Here is a 15,794-nt window from a genome sequence, read left to right on the forward strand (position 1 = left end):
CGATCGGCCCGGCGCGGGCGGCGATCGGCCGCACGCCGCCGGGTCGGCCGCCCGGATGTCGGTGGCGGCCGTCACAATGGAGCGGTGAGTACGACCCTGCCTTCCCGCCTCCCGGTGCCCGCGCACGCCACCCGTCTGCGCGAGGCACTGCTCGCCGCCGACTTCACCGCCGACGGTCTGCTCGACCTGCTCGGCGCCCCGGCGTACGCGGCGCTCGCCCGCAGCGAGACCGTGCCCGCCCTGCGCGCCACCCGCGGCGGCTCCCCGCTGGAGACCCTCGTCCGGCTCTTCCTGCTCCAGGAGCCCGTCGCCGCCGACCGGGCCGCCGCCGCGCTCCCGCTCGACGAGGCCCTCGCCGACGGCTGGCTGGTCCGCGAGGACGGCACCGTGCTCGCCACGGTCGACGTCCGGCCGTACGGCGGCCCGGACGGCGAGGACTGGTTCATCGTCTCCGACCTGGGCTGCGCGGTCGGCGGCGCCGGAGGCATCGGCAAGAAGGACGAAGGCGTCGTCCTCGGCGTCGGCGGCGCCTCCACCACCCTCGCCGGCATCACGATCCGTACGCCGGTCTCCTCCGCGCTCGACCTCGGCACCGGCTCCGGCATCCAGGCCCTGCACGCCGCCCAGCACGCCACCCTGGTCACCGCCACCGACCTCAACCCGCGCGCCCTGGACTTCACCCGGCTCACCCTCGCCCTCTCCGGGGCCCGGGAGGCCGAGCTGCTGACCGGCTCGCTCTTCGAGCCCGTCGACGGCGACACGTACGACCTGATCGTCTCCAACCCGCCGTTCGTGATCTCCCCCGGCGCCGGCCTCACCTACCGGGACGGGGGGATGAGCGGCGACGACCTGTGCCGCACGCTCGTGCAGCAGGCCGGGGAGCGGCTCAACGACGGCGGGTACGCCCAGTTCCTCGCCAACTGGCAGCACGTCGAGGGCGAGGAGTGGCAGGAGCGGCTGCGGTCCTGGGTGCCGCGCGGCTGCGACGCCTGGATCGTGCAGCGCGAGGTCCAGGACATCACCCAGTACACCGAGCTGTGGCTGCGGGACAGTGGCGACCACCGCGGCGACCCGGACGCCTACCGGGCGGCCTACGACCGCTGGCTCGACGAGTTCGAGGCGAGCAAGACCCGCGCGATCGGCTTCGGCTGGATCACGATCCGGCGGAACGAGGCCGTGGCCTCGGGCGCGGTCGAGCCCTCGATCGTGGTCGAGGAGTGGCCGCACCCCGTCGAGCAGCCCCTCGGCCCCACCGTCCGCGCCCACTTCGAGCGCCAGGACTACCTGCGCGGCAACGACGACGCCGCGCTCCTCGCCGACCGCTTCACCCTCGCGCACGAGGTGGTGCAGGAGCAGGTCGGACTGCCGGGCGCCGAGGACCCCGAGCACGTGGTGCTCCGGCAGAACCGGGGCATGCGCCGCGCCACCAAGGTCGACCACGTCGGCGCCGGGTTCGCCGGCGTCTGCGACGGCACGCTCAGCGCGGGCCGCATCCTCGACGCCATCGGGCAGCTCATGGGCGAGGACCCGGTCATGCTGCGGGACCGCACCCCGCAGGCCATCCGGCTCCTCGTCGAGGAAGGCTTCCTGATCCCCGACTCGCTGCTGCCGGGCACGGAGCCGTCCGGGACCGAAGGGAGCGGCGCTTGATACGGATCGAGCTGGACGAGGCCTCGCTCGGGGCGACCCGGATCGCGATCAGCCCGCTCCGCGACGCGTTCTGCGCGATGCACCTCGCGCTGCCCCACCGCCACCCCTCCTGGCCGTACCAGGCGTGGCTCGGGCAGGCGCGCGAGGTGTGGCGCGAGGACGACCGGCTCCGCCCCCTGTGGGAGCTGTTCTCGGTGGGCCGGCGCGAGAACTCCGACTTCCTGCTGCCCCGGCCCTTCGGCACGGTCCACGTCCACGAGGAGCTCGCCGCGCTGCGGGGCACCGCCCCGGAGTTCGTCCGCGAACAGGCGGCGGTCTGCTACCCCGGCATGGAGGACGCGCCCTTCCTGCAGCCGTACCTGAAGGATCCGGAGGCCGCCTGCGCGGCGCTCGCCGACGCGTACGCCGCCTACTGGGAGGGCGCGATCGAGCCGTACTGGCCGACGATGCGCCGGCTCGTCGAGGACGAAGTCCTCGTCCGGGCCAGGACATTCGCGACGGAGGGCGTCGACGCGCTGTTCGCGGGCCTGGAGGCCCGCGGCAGCTGGCAGCCCCCCGTACTCGAACTGACCAAGCACATCGACGCCGAGTACGCGCCCGGGGAGCGGCGGCTCGTCCTCGTGCCCCTGGTCTTCGCCGAGGGCTGCCGGCTCTACTCCACCGACGACCCCGAGGTCTTCGCGCTCAGCTTCCAGGCCCGGGGCGCCGCCGCCCTGCGCGAACCGGCCGAGCCCGTCGCCGAGGACCGGCTCGGGCTGATGCTCGGCCGGGGCCGGGCGGCCGTCCTGCGCGAGCTGGGCGGGCCCCTGACCACGGCCGGACTCGCCGACCGGCTCGGCCTCGCCCCCAGCACGGTCTCGGAGCACCTGTCGGTCCTCTCCGAAGCCGGGGTCGTGACCCGCCACCGCGTCGGGCGCTCGGTGTACTACCAGCTCACGGACACGGGCCGCTCGCTGCTCGCGCTGCTCGCCGGGGAGGACATCCTCAGGGCCGTGGCCTGACGATTCGGGGCCGTGACGCAGCTGTTCGGGGCTGTGGCGTAGCGATCCGAGGCCGTGGGCCGACGATTCGGGGCCGTGGCGTAGCGATCCGAGTCCGCGGGCCGACGACTCGGGGCCGTGGCCTAGCGATCCGAGGCCGTGGGCCGACGATTCGGGGCCTCCCGAATCGATGGCCCGGCCCTCCCGCCCGCTCCTACCGTCCGCCTCATGCTCGCAATCGAGGCGGACGCGCTGCGCCGCACCTACACCAGCAGGACCGGGTGGCCGCGGTCCCGGCGGACCGAGACCGAGGCCGTCCGCGGGGTCACCTTCGAGGTGGCGCCGGGAGAGCTGTTCGGCCTGCTCGGGCCCAACGGCGCCGGCAAGACCACCACGATCAAGATGCTCAACACCCTGCTGCTGCCGACCTCCGGCACGGCCCGGGTGTTCGGCCACGACGTGGCCCGCGACCCCGTCGCCGTACGCCGCAGGATCGGGTACGTCTTCGGCGGCGACCGGGGCCTGTACGACCGGCTCTCCGCGCTCGACAACCTCCGCTACTTCGCCGAGCTGTACGGCGTCCCCGCCCGCGACCAGAAGCGGCGCATCGCGGAACTCCTCGACCTCGTCGGCCTGCTGGGCCGGGAGAAGGAACGCGTCGAGGGGTACTCGCGCGGTATGCGGCAGCGCCTCCACATCGCCCGCGGACTGCTCCACGGCCCCGACGTCCTCTTCCTCGACGAACCGTCCATCGGCGTCGACCCCGTCGCCGCCCGCGACCTGCGCCGCACCGTCGCCGACCTGGCTGCCGCCGGCACGACCGTCCTCCTCACCACCCACTACATGGCCGAGGCCGACGAGCTCTGCGACCGGATCGCCGTCATCGCCGGCGGCCGGATCCGCGCCCTCGGCACCCCCGACAGCCTCAAGTCCCGCGTCGGCGACCGGGACGTCCTCGACATCGAGGCGTACGGGGCGGGCGAGGAGGCCCTCGACCGGGTGCGGCGGGTCCCCGGCGTACGGGGAGTGTCCGCCGAGGACCGGGGCACGGTCCAGACCGTGAGCGTGCAGACGGACCGCGGCGCCGAGCTCCACGCGCCCGTCCTCGCCGCCCTCGACGGCGTCCGCATCGGACGGGTCGTCAGCCGCGAACCGTCCCTGGAGGACGCCTACATCGCGATCGTGGAGGAGGCGACGGGGTCCACCGGGGCTCCCGCCGCCGAGCCGGACGGGGTGCCCGCGTGATCCGCGTCCTGCGCCTGATCGGCGTCGGGGTCCGCACCCACGTCTCGTACATGTCGCGCTCCCCGATCGAAATCACCTTCGCCGTCCTCGTCCCCCTCGTCTACGCGACCCTCGCCGTCTACCTGTTCCGCGCCGCGGGCGACCCCGACCGGCTGCTCACCGCCTCCGTCGGCGCCGGACTCATGGGCATCTGGGGCTCGGTCCTCTTCGGCTCGGGCGGCGCGGTGCAGAACCAGCGCTGGCTCGGCACCCTGGAGACCCTCGTCGTGGCGCCGACCCCGCTCGCGCTCGTCCTCCTGCCGATCACCCTCGCGACCGCCGTCATCGGCACGTACGCGATGGGCGCGACCGTCCTGTGGGGCGTCCTGCTCTACGGCGTGCCGCTCGACTTCGCGCACCCCCTGCTCTTCCTCGTCGCCGTCCCGGTGTGCGTCCTCTCGCTCGGCATGATGGGGCTGCTGCTCGCCGCGACCTTCGTCCTGCTGCGCAACGCCAACGCCCTCGCGAACCCCCTCGACACGCCTGTCTGGCTGCTGTCCGGGCTGCTCGTCCCCGTCACCGTGCTGCCCGCCTGGACCCACCCGCTCTCCTGGGCGCTGCCCACCACCTGGGGCGCGCGGGCCGTGCACGCGGCGACCTCCGGCGGACCCTCCACCGGGGAGGTCCTCACCCCGCTCCTCGTCGCCCTCGCGCTCGGCGCCGGCTACGCCCTCGCCGCCGTCCTCGTCCTCGGCCGGGTGGAGCGCCGGGCCCGCGCCGCCGCCACCCTCGCCCTCGCCTGAAAGGCCACCGTCGGATGTTCCGCTTCCGCAGCCGACTCCTCGGCTTCCGCTTCCACGCCACCTCCCGGCTGCTCGTGGTCGGCGGGGCGATCTCGTACCGCGCCCTGTTCAACTGGACGACCCCGCCCATGTTCATCGGAACACTGCTGGTCGGGCCGCTCCTCCAGGTGTTCTTCTTCGTCTTCCTGGGCAGGGAACTCGGTGTCGCCGACGATCGTTTCCACCTCGTGGGCAACGCCGTCCTCGCAGCTTCCGCCTCCTGCGTGTACGGCGGCACGATGGCCGTCGCCAACGAGCGCCGGTACGGCACCCTCGGGGCCGTCCTGCTCTCGCCCCGCCGCCGGGTTCCGCTGTGGCTCGGACGAGCCCTCCCGTACGTCCTCAACGGGCTGTTCGTCAGTGCCTTCGTGCTCACCGCCGCCGCGCTCGTCCTCGGGCTGCCCGTGCCCGCCGGGGCGTTGCCCGGGCTCGGTCTGGTGCTGCTCGTCGCGGCGGCCGCCTGTTCGGCCTTCGGGCTCGCGCTCGGGGCGCTCGGGCTGCGGTTCCGTGATGTGTTCCTCGTGTCGAACGTGGCCAGTTCGGTGCTGCTGCTCCTGACCGGCGCCGCCGTGCCGCGGGAGACGCTGCCCGACTGGATGCGCGTCGCCGGTGAGCTGCTGCCGCTCACGCACGCGGCTGACGCGGCGCGCGGGCTGACCGCCGGCGGCGGTCTGGACGGGCACCTGCTCGGGGCCGAGCTCGCGGTCGGAGCGGGGTGGGGGCTGCTCGCCGTCGTCCTCCTCGCCGTCTTCGAGCGCGGCAGCCGACGCCGGGCCACGCTCGACACGATGTGACGCGAGGGGAAGGGGAGAGCAGGGGGAGGGGTGGGGTGGGGGAGGGGCCCTTTGGAGCGGGATCACTACCGGCCATCTTCGTGAACCCGTGCGAGTCGGCCCACGCCGTTCACCCGGAGTTCGCGCCCCCGATGCCCGGAGGTGCCAGCCTCGGCGGCGAGAGGCGAACACCGCACGTGAACGGAACGGGGTACGGGCATGGAGAGCGGGCCGGCGATCTTCGCGGGGGCGGCGTTCACGCTGTTCGGAGGCGCGCTGCTGCTGTGGACCACCGTGCGGGCACTGCACCGTGAGCCCGTCGCGCACGGGGTCGCCCCGCGCACCGCGGTCGCGCTGACCAGTCTCTCCGGCGCCGCCTTCCTGGCCCTCGGCCTCTGGTGCTTCGGCCGGCTCTGAATCCGGTTCCGCTTCGGCGTCCGGTCTCTTTTCGATCTCTCCGGCTCACACCCCCCGCCCCGCCCGACCGGGAGTCCGGGCGGCAGGAATGCCAGGACTCGGGTTACCGTTCGAGTGGCCGTTGCGGGCTTTTGCCGTTTGACACGGGGGCGGGTTGTACCGTCACACTCCGCAGCGACGGGAGCGTCACCGTCCGTGCCGCTGCCGTGCGTGCCAGTGCCGTACGTGCCAGAGAGTGTCGATCCGGAGAGAAGAGCGAAGTTGTCCCCGACCAGCGAGACCGCACACGGCGGCCGCCGACTCGTCATCGTCGAGTCGCCTGCCAAGGCGAAGACGATCAAGGGCTACCTCGGCCCCGGCTACGTCGTCGAGGCGAGCGTCGGGCACATCCGCGACCTGCCCTCCGGCGCCGCCGAGGTGCCGGAGAAGTACACCGGTGAGGTGCGCCGCCTCGGGGTCGACGTCGAGCATGACTTCCAGCCCATCTACGTCGTCAACGCCGACAAGAAGGCGCAGGTCAGGAAGCTCAAGGAGCTGCTGGCCGAGTCCGACGAACTCTTCCTCGCCACCGATGAGGACCGCGAGGGCGAGGCCATCGCGTGGCACCTCCAGGAAGTCCTGAAGCCCAAGGTCCCGGTCCACCGGATGGTCTTCCACGAGATCACCAAGGACGCGATCCGCGAGGCCGTCGCCAACCCGCGCGAGCTGAACCAGCGCATGGTCGACGCCCAGGAGACCCGCCGCATCCTCGACCGTCTCTACGGCTACGAGGTCTCGCCGGTCCTGTGGAAGAAGGTCATGCCGCGGCTCTCCGCCGGCCGTGTGCAGTCCGTCGCCACCCGTCTCGTCGTCGAGCGGGAGCGCGAGCGCATCGCCTTCCGCTCCGCCGAGTACTGGGACCTCACCGGCACCTTCGGCACCGGCCGCTCCGGTGACGCCTCCGACCCGTCCTCGCTGGTCGCGCGCCTCGCGACGGTCGACGGCAAGCGCGTCGCGCAGGGCCGTGACTTCGGCGCCGACGGCCGGCTGAAGACCGAGAGCGTGCTCCACCTGGACGAGGCGAACGCTCGGGCGCTCGCCGCCGCGCTCGCCGACACGGCGTTCTCGGTGCGCTCGGTCGAGTCGAAGCCGTACCGCCGCTCCCCGTACGCCCCCTTCCGGACCACCACCCTCCAGCAGGAGGCGAGCCGCAAGCTGGGCTTCGGTGCGAAGGCGACCATGCAGGTGGCGCAGAAGCTGTACGAGAACGGCTTCATCACCTACATGCGTACGGACTCCACGATCCTCTCCGACACCGCCGTCGCGGCGGCGCGGGCGCAGGTCACGCAGCTGTACGGCGCGGACTACCTGCCGGAGAAGCCCCGCGTCTACGCGGGCAAGGTCAAGAACGCGCAGGAGGCCCACGAGGCGATCCGGCCTTCGGGTGATCGTTTCCGCACCCCGGCGGAGACCGGCCTCACCGGTGACCAGTTCAAGCTGTACGAGCTGATCTGGAAGCGGACCGTCGCCTCCCAGATGAAGGACGCGACCGGCAACTCGGTCACCGTGAAGATCGGCGGCCGGGCGGCCGACGGCCGCGACGCCGAGTTCAGCGCGTCCGGCAAGACGATCACCTTCCACGGCTTCATGAAGGCGTACGTGGAGGGGGCCGACGACCCGAACGCGGAGCTCGACGACCGCGAGCGGCGCCTGCCGCAGGTCGCCCAGGGCGACGCGCTGACCGCCGAGGAGATCACGGCGGACGGCCACGCGACCAAGCCGCCGGCCCGCTACACCGAGGCCTCGCTGGTCAAGGAGCTGGAAGAGCGCGAGATCGGCCGCCCGTCGACGTACGCCTCGATCATCGGCACCATCCTCGACCGCGGCTACGTCTTCAAGAAGGGCACGGCGCTCGTCCCGTCCTTCCTGAGCTTCGCCGTCGTCAACCTCCTGGAGAAGCACTTCGGGCGGCTCGTCGACTACGACTTCACCGCGAAGATGGAGGACGACCTCGACCGCATCGCCCGCGGCGAGGCCCAGTCCGTGCCGTGGCTGAAGCGTTTCTACTTCGGTGAGGGCGAGTCCGGCGGAGCGGGCGGCGCGGCGGACGCCGGGAACGGCGACGGCGACCACCTCGGTGGCCTCAAGGAGCTCGTCACCGACCTCGGCGCGATCGACGCGCGCGAGATCTCCTCCTTCCCCGTCGGCAACGGCATCGTGCTGCGCGTCGGCCGCTACGGCCCGTACGTCGAGCGCGGCGAGAAGGAGCAGGAAGGCCACCAGCGGGCCGACGTGCCCGACGACCTCGCGCCCGACGAGCTGACCGTCGAGCACGCCGAGGAGCTGCTCGCCCGGCCGAGCGGCGACTTCGAGCTGGGCACCGACCCGGTCAGCGGGAACCAGATCGTCGCCAAGGACGGCCGTTACGGCCCGTACGTGACGGAGATCCTTCCCGAGGGCACGCCGAAGACCGGCAAGAACGCAGTGAAGCCGCGCACGGCCTCCCTCTTCAAGTCGATGGCCCTCGACACCGTCACCCTGGAGGACGCGCTCCGGCTGATGTCCCTGCCGCGGGTCGTCGGCGCCGACGCCGAGGGCGTGGAGATCACCGCGCAGAACGGCCGCTACGGCCCGTACCTCAAGAAGGGCACGGACTCGCGGTCACTGACGGACGAGGAGCAGCTCTTCACGATCACCCTCGAAGAGGCGCTCGCGATCTACGCGCAGCCGAAGCAGCGGGGCCGGGCCGCGGCCAAGCCGCCGCTGAAGGAGCTGGGCACCGACCCGGTCAGCGAGAAGCCCGTGGTCGTCAAGGACGGGCGGTTCGGCCCGTACGTGACGGACGGCGAGACCAACGCCACCCTGCGCACCGGCGACAGCGTGGAGACGATCACGCCCGAGCGCGGCTACGAGCTGCTCGCCGAGAAGCGGGCCAAGGGTCCGGCGAAGAAGGCCGCCAAGAAGGCCCCGGCGAAGAAGGTCGCGGCGAAGAAGACGGCCACGAAGACGGCGGCGAAGAAGACCACCGCCGCCAAGAAGACCGCCGCGAAGAAGACCACGACGGCGAAGACGGCCACGGCGAAGAAGACCGCCGCCAAGAAGACGGCGGCGGCCAAGCCGGAGTAGTACCCGAAGCGGTGCGCAGGAGGGCGGGAGCGGTGCTCCCGCCCTCCTGCGTTCGCCGGCTCCGCCCTCTCGCGTTCGGCTGCTCCACCCTCCTGCGTTCGGCTGCTCCCGCCCTCCCACGTTTGTTCGGGCGCGGGCCGCGGGGAGCTGGGCCGTCCGGATAGGGTGGACGGATGACGCGAGCAGAGCAGCCAGACCGCCTGGGCGATTCCGACGCCGCACTCGTCGCGGATTCCCGGGAGCGCGCCGTACGCGCCCTCTTGCGCCATCAGCCGCTGCGCCGGCTGTGGAGCGCCCACCTGGTCGGCAGCACCGGCGACGCCCTCGCCCTTCTCGTCCTCGTCCTCCTGGGTCTCCAGGCGGCCGTCGCCGAGGGTGCGCTCGGGGGTGGCTACCGGGGAGCCGCGTTCGCCGTGGCGGCCGTCGTGGGCGCCCGTCTGCTCGCCTCGGTCCTCTTCGGGGCCGTCCTCCTCGGTCCGCTGACCGCGCTCACCGGGCCGTCCGGCCCGCTCGACCGGCGCTGGACCATGATCGGCGCCGACGGGGTGCGGATCGCGCTGCTCGTCATCGCCCCGCTGTGGATCGACTGGATCCCGGACAGTGCCCTCTGGTACCTGCTGGGCACCGTCTTCGTCACCGGTGCGGCCGAGCGCCTGTGGACCATCGGCCGGGAGGGCGCCGCGCCCGCGCTGCTGCCCGCGCCGCCGCCGGAGGGCGACGCCGTGCGCCCGCTGCCCGACCACCTCGGCGCGCTGCGCCGGCTGTCCCAGCGGACCGGCTTCCTCGCCGTCCCCGCCGCGGCGGCCGTGCTGCTCGTCGCCACCCTCGTCGGCAACCTGCTGGGTGTCGGGATCGACTGGTTCTCGCTGCACCAGGCGGCCCTCGGCTCGTACGTCGCGGCCGGTCTGTTCGCCGCCTCCGTCACCGTCCTGTACGCGATGGCGCTGCCCGGCGGGGAGACGCCCCGGCCCCGTTCGCCCCTGGAGGGCCTGCGCCGGCCGTCCGCCAAGGGTTCGGGCGAGGGCAAGGGCCGCACCGGCGCCCTGCCGCTGCTCGTCCTCGCCTCCGCCACCGTCGCCGGGGCGATCGCCGCGGCCGCGTCGCTCGCCGTGCTCCACGCGTACGACCTGGGCGGCGGGCCCGTCACGTACGCCCTGCTGATCCTGGCGCTGAGCGGCGCCACCGCCGTCGGCATCCGCACGGCGGGCTCCGTCCTGCCGGTGCTGTCCCGGCGCCGGCTGCTGGCCCTCGCGACCGCCGTCACCGGCGTCGCCCTGATCGCGATGGGCCTGGTCCCGGACACGGCGACCGTGCTGTTCCTCGCCGTCCTCGCCGGGTACGCCGCCGGGGTCGCCGCGAACACCGGCCACACCCTGATCGACCAGGAGACCGAGGAGCCCCGCCGGGCCCGGACCACCGAGCACCTCCAGGCCACCGCGCGCGTCGCCATGGGCCTCGGCGCGCTCGCCGCGCCGCTGCTCGCCGCCGCGATCGGGCCGCACCGGCTCGCCTCCGGGGACTTCGTCTTCGCGCACGGCGGTGCCGCCTTCACGCTCGTCCTCGCCGGCGCCCTGCTGCTTCCGGTCGCCGCGCTGGTCCTCGCGAAGACCGACGACCGGGCGGGCGTCCCGCTCCGCCGCGACCTGCGCGACGCGCTGCGCGGCTCCGACCCGGTCCAGGCGCCGTCCCCGACCGGTTTCTTCATCGCCCTGGAGGGCGGCGACGGCGCCGGGAAGTCCACGCAGGTCCAGGCGCTCGCCGAGTGGATCCGCGCCAAGGGCCACGAGGTCGTCGTCACCCGCGAGCCGGGTGCCACCCCGATCGGCAAGCGGCTCCGCTCGATCCTCCTCGACGTGTCGTCGGCGGGACTCTCGAACCGCGCCGAGGCCCTGCTGTACGCGGCGGACCGCGCCGAGCACGTCGACTCCCTGGTCCGCCCGGCCCTGGAGCGGGGCGCGATCGTCCTCTCCGACCGGTACATCGACTCGTCCGTGGCCTACCAGGGCGCGGGCCGTGACCTGTCCCCGACCGAGATCGCCCGCATCTCGCGCTGGGCGACCGACGGTCTCGTGCCGAACCTGACCGTGGTCCTCGACGTCTCCCCGGAGACCGCGAGGGAACGGTTCACCGAGGCGCCCGACCGGCTGGAGTCCGAGCCGCCGGAGTTCCACGCGCGCGTACGGGCCGGTTTCCTCGCGCTCGCGGCCGCCGACCCCAGCCGCTACCTCGTCGTCGACGCCGGCCAGGAGCCGGAGGCCGTCACCACCGTCGTACGCCACCGGCTCGACCGGATGCTGCCGCTCTCCGAGGCCGAGGTGAAGGCCGCGGAGGAGGCCCGCCGGAAGGCCGAGGAGGAGGCCCGGCGCCTCGCCGAGGAAGAGGCCGCGCGCAAGGCCGAGGAGGAGCGCCTGGAGCGCGAGCGGCAGGAGCAGCTCGCCAAGCTCCGCGCCGAGGAGGAGGAGCGCAAGCGGCGCGAGGAGGAAGAGGCGCGCCGCTTGGAGGCCGAACGGCAGGCGGAGGAGGCCCGCCGCAGGGCCGAGGAGGAGCGGCTCGCGGCCGAGGAGGAGGCCCGTCGCCTCGCCGCCGAGGAGAAGGCCCGCCAGGAGGAGGCGGAGCGGCTCCGCAAGGAGGCCGAGGAGGAGGCCCGGCTGCGGGCCGAGGCCGAGGAGCGCCGCCTGGAGAAGCAGCGCAAGGCCGAGGAGGCCCTGCTGCGTGCCGAGGAGGCCCGCCGGATGGCCGAGGCCGCCGCGGCCGCGAAGGCCGCGGAGGAGGCAGCGGCGAAGGCCGCCGCGGAGAAGCTCGCCGCCGAGGCCGCCGCGAAGGCGGCCCGGGAGCGTGCGGCCGCCGAGCGCGCCGCGGCGGAGCTGGCCGCGGCCGAGCGGGCCGAGGCCGCGAAGGTGGCCCGGGAGAAGGCCGCCAGGGAGCGGGCGGCGGCGGAGAAGGCCGCCGCCGAGCGGACGGCCGCCGCCGAGCGGGCCGCCAGGGCCACGGAGGTGTCGGCGAACGAGGTCACCGTGGCGACCCCGGTCGTGAAGCCGGACGCGCCGTCCGTCTCGCCGGAGGAGGTCACCGTCGAGACGCCGATCGTGCGGCCGGAGACGGCCGGCAGGCCCGAGGCGGAGACCACTGTCCTGCCGCAGATCCGTGACCCGCGGGAGGTCGACGAGACCGCCGTGCTGCCTCCCGTGCGGGGCGCCGACGAGACCGCCGTGCTGCCTCCCGTACGGGACGCGGCCAGGGCGTCCGACCCCGCCGATCGGGTGCCGCAGGGCATCTTCCGCGACGAGCCGCACGGTGCGAACGACCGGACCCGGGAGCTGCCGCAGCTCGACGAGAACGGCCGTCCCCGCCGCCGCTCCGACTGGGCGGAGGAGACCCCGCTCGACGATCTCCCGACCCTCGCGGACGAGCTGTTCGGCCCGCACGGGGACGAGGACGAGGGCCCGCGCCGGCGCCGCTGAGACCGGTGGGGTGTAGCTGGCTCCACCCCCACTCCGGAAGCCTGCTCCATACCGCTGTGACCTGCGCTTTTCTAGCGTTGCCGGTATGACGACGACAGCAGTGACGGAGAACGGCGCCGCCCTGGCCCTGGACGGGGTGAGCCGAACGTACGGACGCGGGGCGCCCGCGCTCGACGGGGTCGACCTGGTCGTGCCGCGCGGGCGCCTCGTGGCCGTGATGGGCCGGTCGGGCTCCGGCAAGTCCACCCTGCTGCGCTGCGCGGCCGGGCTCGAACGGCCGACGGCCGGGCGGGTACGGATCGGGGGCACCGACCTCGCCACCCTGAAGACGGCCCGGCTGACCCGGCTCCGACGCGACCGGATCGGCTTCGTGTTCCAGTCGCTCAACCTCGTCTCCGCCCTGAACGTGCGGGAGAACGTCACCCTGCCGCTGCTCCTCGCCGGGGCCTCCGAGGGCCCGGCGCTCGACGCCCGCGCCCTGGCCGGTCTCGACGCCGTGGGGCTCGCCGACCGGGCCGAGGACCGGCCCGAGAGCCTCTCCGGCGGCCAGCAGCAGCGGGTGGCGATCGCCCGCGCCCTGGTCAACGAGCCCGAGGTCGTCTTCGCCGACGAGCCGACCGCCGCTCTCGACCCGGTCACCGCGTCGGAGGTCCTCGCCCTGCTGCGGCGGGCCGTCGACGAGCGGGGACGCACGGTCGTCCTCGTCACCCACGACCCGGTGGCCGCCACCTGGGCGGACGAGGCCGTGTTCCTGGAGCGGGGCCGGATCGCCGGCCGCCTCGACCGCCCGGACGAGGCGCGCGTACGGGCTGCCCTCGGCGCCCACGCGGCGGCGGGGCGGCACCTGGCGGTGGCCCGATGAGCGGCTCCGCGCAGCCGTCTGCGCGCCGGGTCGGGAACCCCGCCGTGCGGCTGCTCGCCGCGCGGTCGCTGCGGGCCCACCGCAAGGCGTGGGCCGCCGTGTTCGCGGCCGTCGCCGTCACCTCCGCGCTGCTCGGCGCCCTGGCCCTCGCGCTCGGCTCCGCCGGCCTCGGCCACGCGCGCGTGGAGCGGTACGCCGCCGCGCCTGTCGTCGTCGCCGGTGACCAGGAGGTCCGCTGGACGGTGAAGCCCTGGGGCAGCGAGCCGAGGACCGAGACCGTGGGTCTGACCGAGCGGGTACGGGTCCCCGAGGCGGCCGTCGACGTGCTGCGGGCCGTTCCTGGGGTACGGGAAGCGGTCCCGGACGCCACGTTCGTCGTACGGGAGCCGGACGGCACGCGCGCGTACCCCGGGCGTTCCTGGGAGGCGGCCCGGCTCGCCCCGTACCGGCTGACCGACGGGCGGGAGCCCCGGCGGGCCGGGGAGGCCGTCGTCGGCGCGGGCCTCGGCGCCGCCGTCGGGGACACCGTGGCCGGGCGCCGGGTCGTCGGCGTGGCCGACGGGCCGGCCGCGCTGTACGTCACGGCGGGGGAGGCGCGGCGGCTCGCCGGGCATCCCGGTGCCGTGGACGCCGTCGGGGTCCTCGCCGAGCCCGGCGTCCCCGTGGACACCCTCCACGCGCGCGTACGGGCCGCCCTCGACACCGCCGGGCTCAAGGACACGGCCGCCGGACAGCCGCTGCGGGCGCTGACCGGGGACGGCAGGGGAGGCGCCGAGCACCTCGGCGCGCCGCCCGCGCGCGCGGAGCTCCTCCAGCTCCTCGCCGCCGTCGCCGCGAACGTCGTCCTGGTCGCCGTCCTCGTCCTCGCCTCGCTCGTCGCCCAGGCCCTCCACCAGCGCGCCGGGGAACGGGAACTGCTCCTCGCCGTCGGAGCGACGCCCCGTCAGGTGCGGGGCGCGGCGGGCCGGGAGGTGGTCCGGGTGGCGGGTGCGGCGGCGCTGCTCGGCGCACTCGCGTCCGTACCGGTGTTCCTGGCGCTGTGGTCGGCGCTGCGGGCCCGTACCGGAGTCGTACCGGAGGGCCTCGAACTCCCCACCCCGCCGTGGCTGTTCACCGCCGTCCTCGTCGCCGCCGCCCTCGCGGTGGGCATCGCCCGGCTCGTGGTCCTCTTCGCCGCCCGCCGGCCGGGACGGCCGGGGAAGGGCGGCGCCCGCCGTGTCACCGGGCTCGTGCTGCTCGTGCTCGGCGCGGGCTCGGCCGGGACGGCCACGCTCCAGGGCGGCGACGCGGCCGCCGCCGCTGCCGGTGCGGCCACGGTGACGCTGGTCGCCGGGTGCGCGCTGCTCGGGCCGTGGATCGCGGGGGTCGCGATGACGGTCCTCGACCGGCCGTTCCGGCGGTTCGGCGGCGCGCCTGGACGGCTCACGGCCGCCGGTGCCGCCGTGCACTCGCGCCGGCTCGGGGCCGCGCTCGTCCCCGTCGTCCTCGTCACCGCCTTCGCGCTCGTGCAGCTGTCGGCGGGCGCCACCATGGAGCGGGCCGCGGCCGCGCAGGCGCGGGCCGCGACCACCGCCGACCTCGCGTACTCCGGCACGACGGCGGAGCGGGTGCGCGGGCTCCCCGGCGTTGCGTCGGCCACGGACGTCCTGCGGGCGTCGGTGGTCCTGGCCCGCACGGAGGCCGGCTCGCCGCGCCTCGACCGGCTCCCGGTCCTCGGCGTGGACGCCGAGGGCCTCGCGGGGACGCTCGACCCGGGCGTCGTCGCCGGCGACCTCGAGGGACTCGCCCGGGCGGGCACGGTCGCGGTCGGCGCGGACATGGCCGACTCCCTTGAGGCGAAGCCCGGTTCGACGGTGGAGCTCCGGCTCGGCGACGGGACCCCGAAGAGGCTGCGGGTGGTCGCGGTCTACGAACGCTCCCTCGCCCTCGGCGAGTTCCTCCTGCCCAAGGCCGAACTGGCCCCGCACATGAGCGATCCGTACCCCGCGCGCGTACTGGCGGCCGGAGTCCACGGAACCGCCCCCGTCGCCCCCGAGGTGGTGACGTCCCCCGGGGCCGAGCTGAACGGGCTCGTCTCCGGCGGGATCGTCGCGGCGATCGGCGGGCTCACCCTGCTCTCCGTCCTGAGCACCCTCGCGCTGATCGGCGCCGGGCGCCGCGGCGAGCTGGAGCTGCTGCGTCAGGTCGGCGCCTCGGCGGGCCAGCTGCGCAGGATGCTCGGCCTGGAGGCGGGGTTCCTGACCGCGACGGGCCTCCTCGTCGGGCTCGTCGTGGGCGCGCTGCCGCTGACGGCGTTCGCCTGGGCGCTCACCGGCGGCCTGCCGTACCTGCCGCCCGCGCAGGCCGCCCTGATCACGGGCACCGTCCTCGTCACGGTGGTGGCGGGCGTGTTCGGGCCGTCCCGGGTGACGCTCAGGCGTTGAGGTCGGTCGGGACGGTTTCCAGGCGTTGAGGTCGGTCGGGACGGTTTCCAGGCGTTG

Annotated in this window: 10 protein-coding genes; all 10 read left to right on the top strand. The window is 74.7% G+C overall.

The genetic code is table 11. The features are described from left to right. Positions 1-84: 84 nt before the first annotated feature. The 10 genes from AC07AW_RS25420 to AC07AW_RS25465 all read left to right on the top strand — a co-directional run bounded on the left by AC07AW_RS25420 (position 85) and on the right by AC07AW_RS25465 (position 15,737). The gene (locus AC07AW_RS25420) at positions 85-1,650 is read left to right on the top strand and encodes a DUF7059 domain-containing protein (protein WP_478817740.1); all 1,566 of its coding nucleotides are present in this window, start codon (positions 85-87) and stop codon (positions 1,648-1,650) included. Beyond that, entirely contained in the window at positions 1,647-2,651 is a 1,005-nt protein-coding gene (locus AC07AW_RS25425) for an ArsR/SmtB family transcription factor (RefSeq protein WP_478817741.1), read from the top strand. Before AC07AW_RS25420 ends, AC07AW_RS25425 begins: the two co-directional genes overlap by 4 nt. A gap of 207 nt (positions 2,652-2,858) precedes the next feature. Further along, positions 2,859-3,875: an ABC transporter ATP-binding protein gene (locus AC07AW_RS25430; protein ID WP_478817742.1), complete on the top strand. Its 1,017-nt coding sequence runs from the start codon at positions 2,859-2,861 to the stop codon at positions 3,873-3,875. Beyond that, a complete protein-coding gene (locus AC07AW_RS25435; RefSeq protein ID WP_478817743.1) occupies positions 3,872-4,657 on the top strand; it encodes an ABC transporter permease in 786 nt (261 codons plus the stop codon). The genes AC07AW_RS25430 and AC07AW_RS25435 overlap by 4 nt, the downstream gene beginning before the upstream one ends. A 14-nt stretch (positions 4,658-4,671) precedes the next feature. Continuing rightward, entirely contained in the window at positions 4,672-5,490 is an 819-nt protein-coding gene (locus AC07AW_RS25440; RefSeq protein WP_478817744.1) for an ABC transporter permease, read from the top strand. A 198-nt stretch (positions 5,491-5,688) separates the two neighbouring features. After that, on the top strand, positions 5,689-5,886 hold the full coding sequence (locus AC07AW_RS25445) for a hypothetical protein (RefSeq protein WP_351177238.1): 198 nt from the start codon (positions 5,689-5,691) through the stop codon (positions 5,884-5,886). A 261-nt stretch (positions 5,887-6,147) separates the two neighbouring features. Next, complete coding sequence (topA, locus tag AC07AW_RS25450) at positions 6,148-8,991, top strand: type I DNA topoisomerase (RefSeq protein WP_478817745.1); 2,844 nt, start codon at positions 6,148-6,150, stop codon at positions 8,989-8,991. 173 nt (positions 8,992-9,164) lie between these two features. After that, entirely contained in the window at positions 9,165-12,452 is a 3,288-nt protein-coding gene (gene tmk / locus AC07AW_RS25455) for a dTMP kinase (protein WP_478817746.1), read from the top strand. An 85-nt stretch (positions 12,453-12,537) separates the two neighbouring features. Continuing rightward, positions 12,538-13,314: an ABC transporter ATP-binding protein gene (locus tag AC07AW_RS25460; RefSeq protein ID WP_478817747.1), complete on the top strand. Its 777-nt coding sequence runs from the start codon at positions 12,538-12,540 to the stop codon at positions 13,312-13,314. Continuing rightward, complete coding sequence (locus AC07AW_RS25465) at positions 13,311-15,737, top strand: FtsX-like permease family protein (RefSeq protein ID WP_478817748.1); 2,427 nt, start codon at positions 13,311-13,313, stop codon at positions 15,735-15,737. The genes AC07AW_RS25460 and AC07AW_RS25465 overlap by 4 nt, the downstream gene beginning before the upstream one ends. Positions 15,738-15,794 lie beyond the last annotated feature (57 nt).

It is taken from the genome of Streptomyces sp. NPDC044003, from assembly GCF_056435185.1.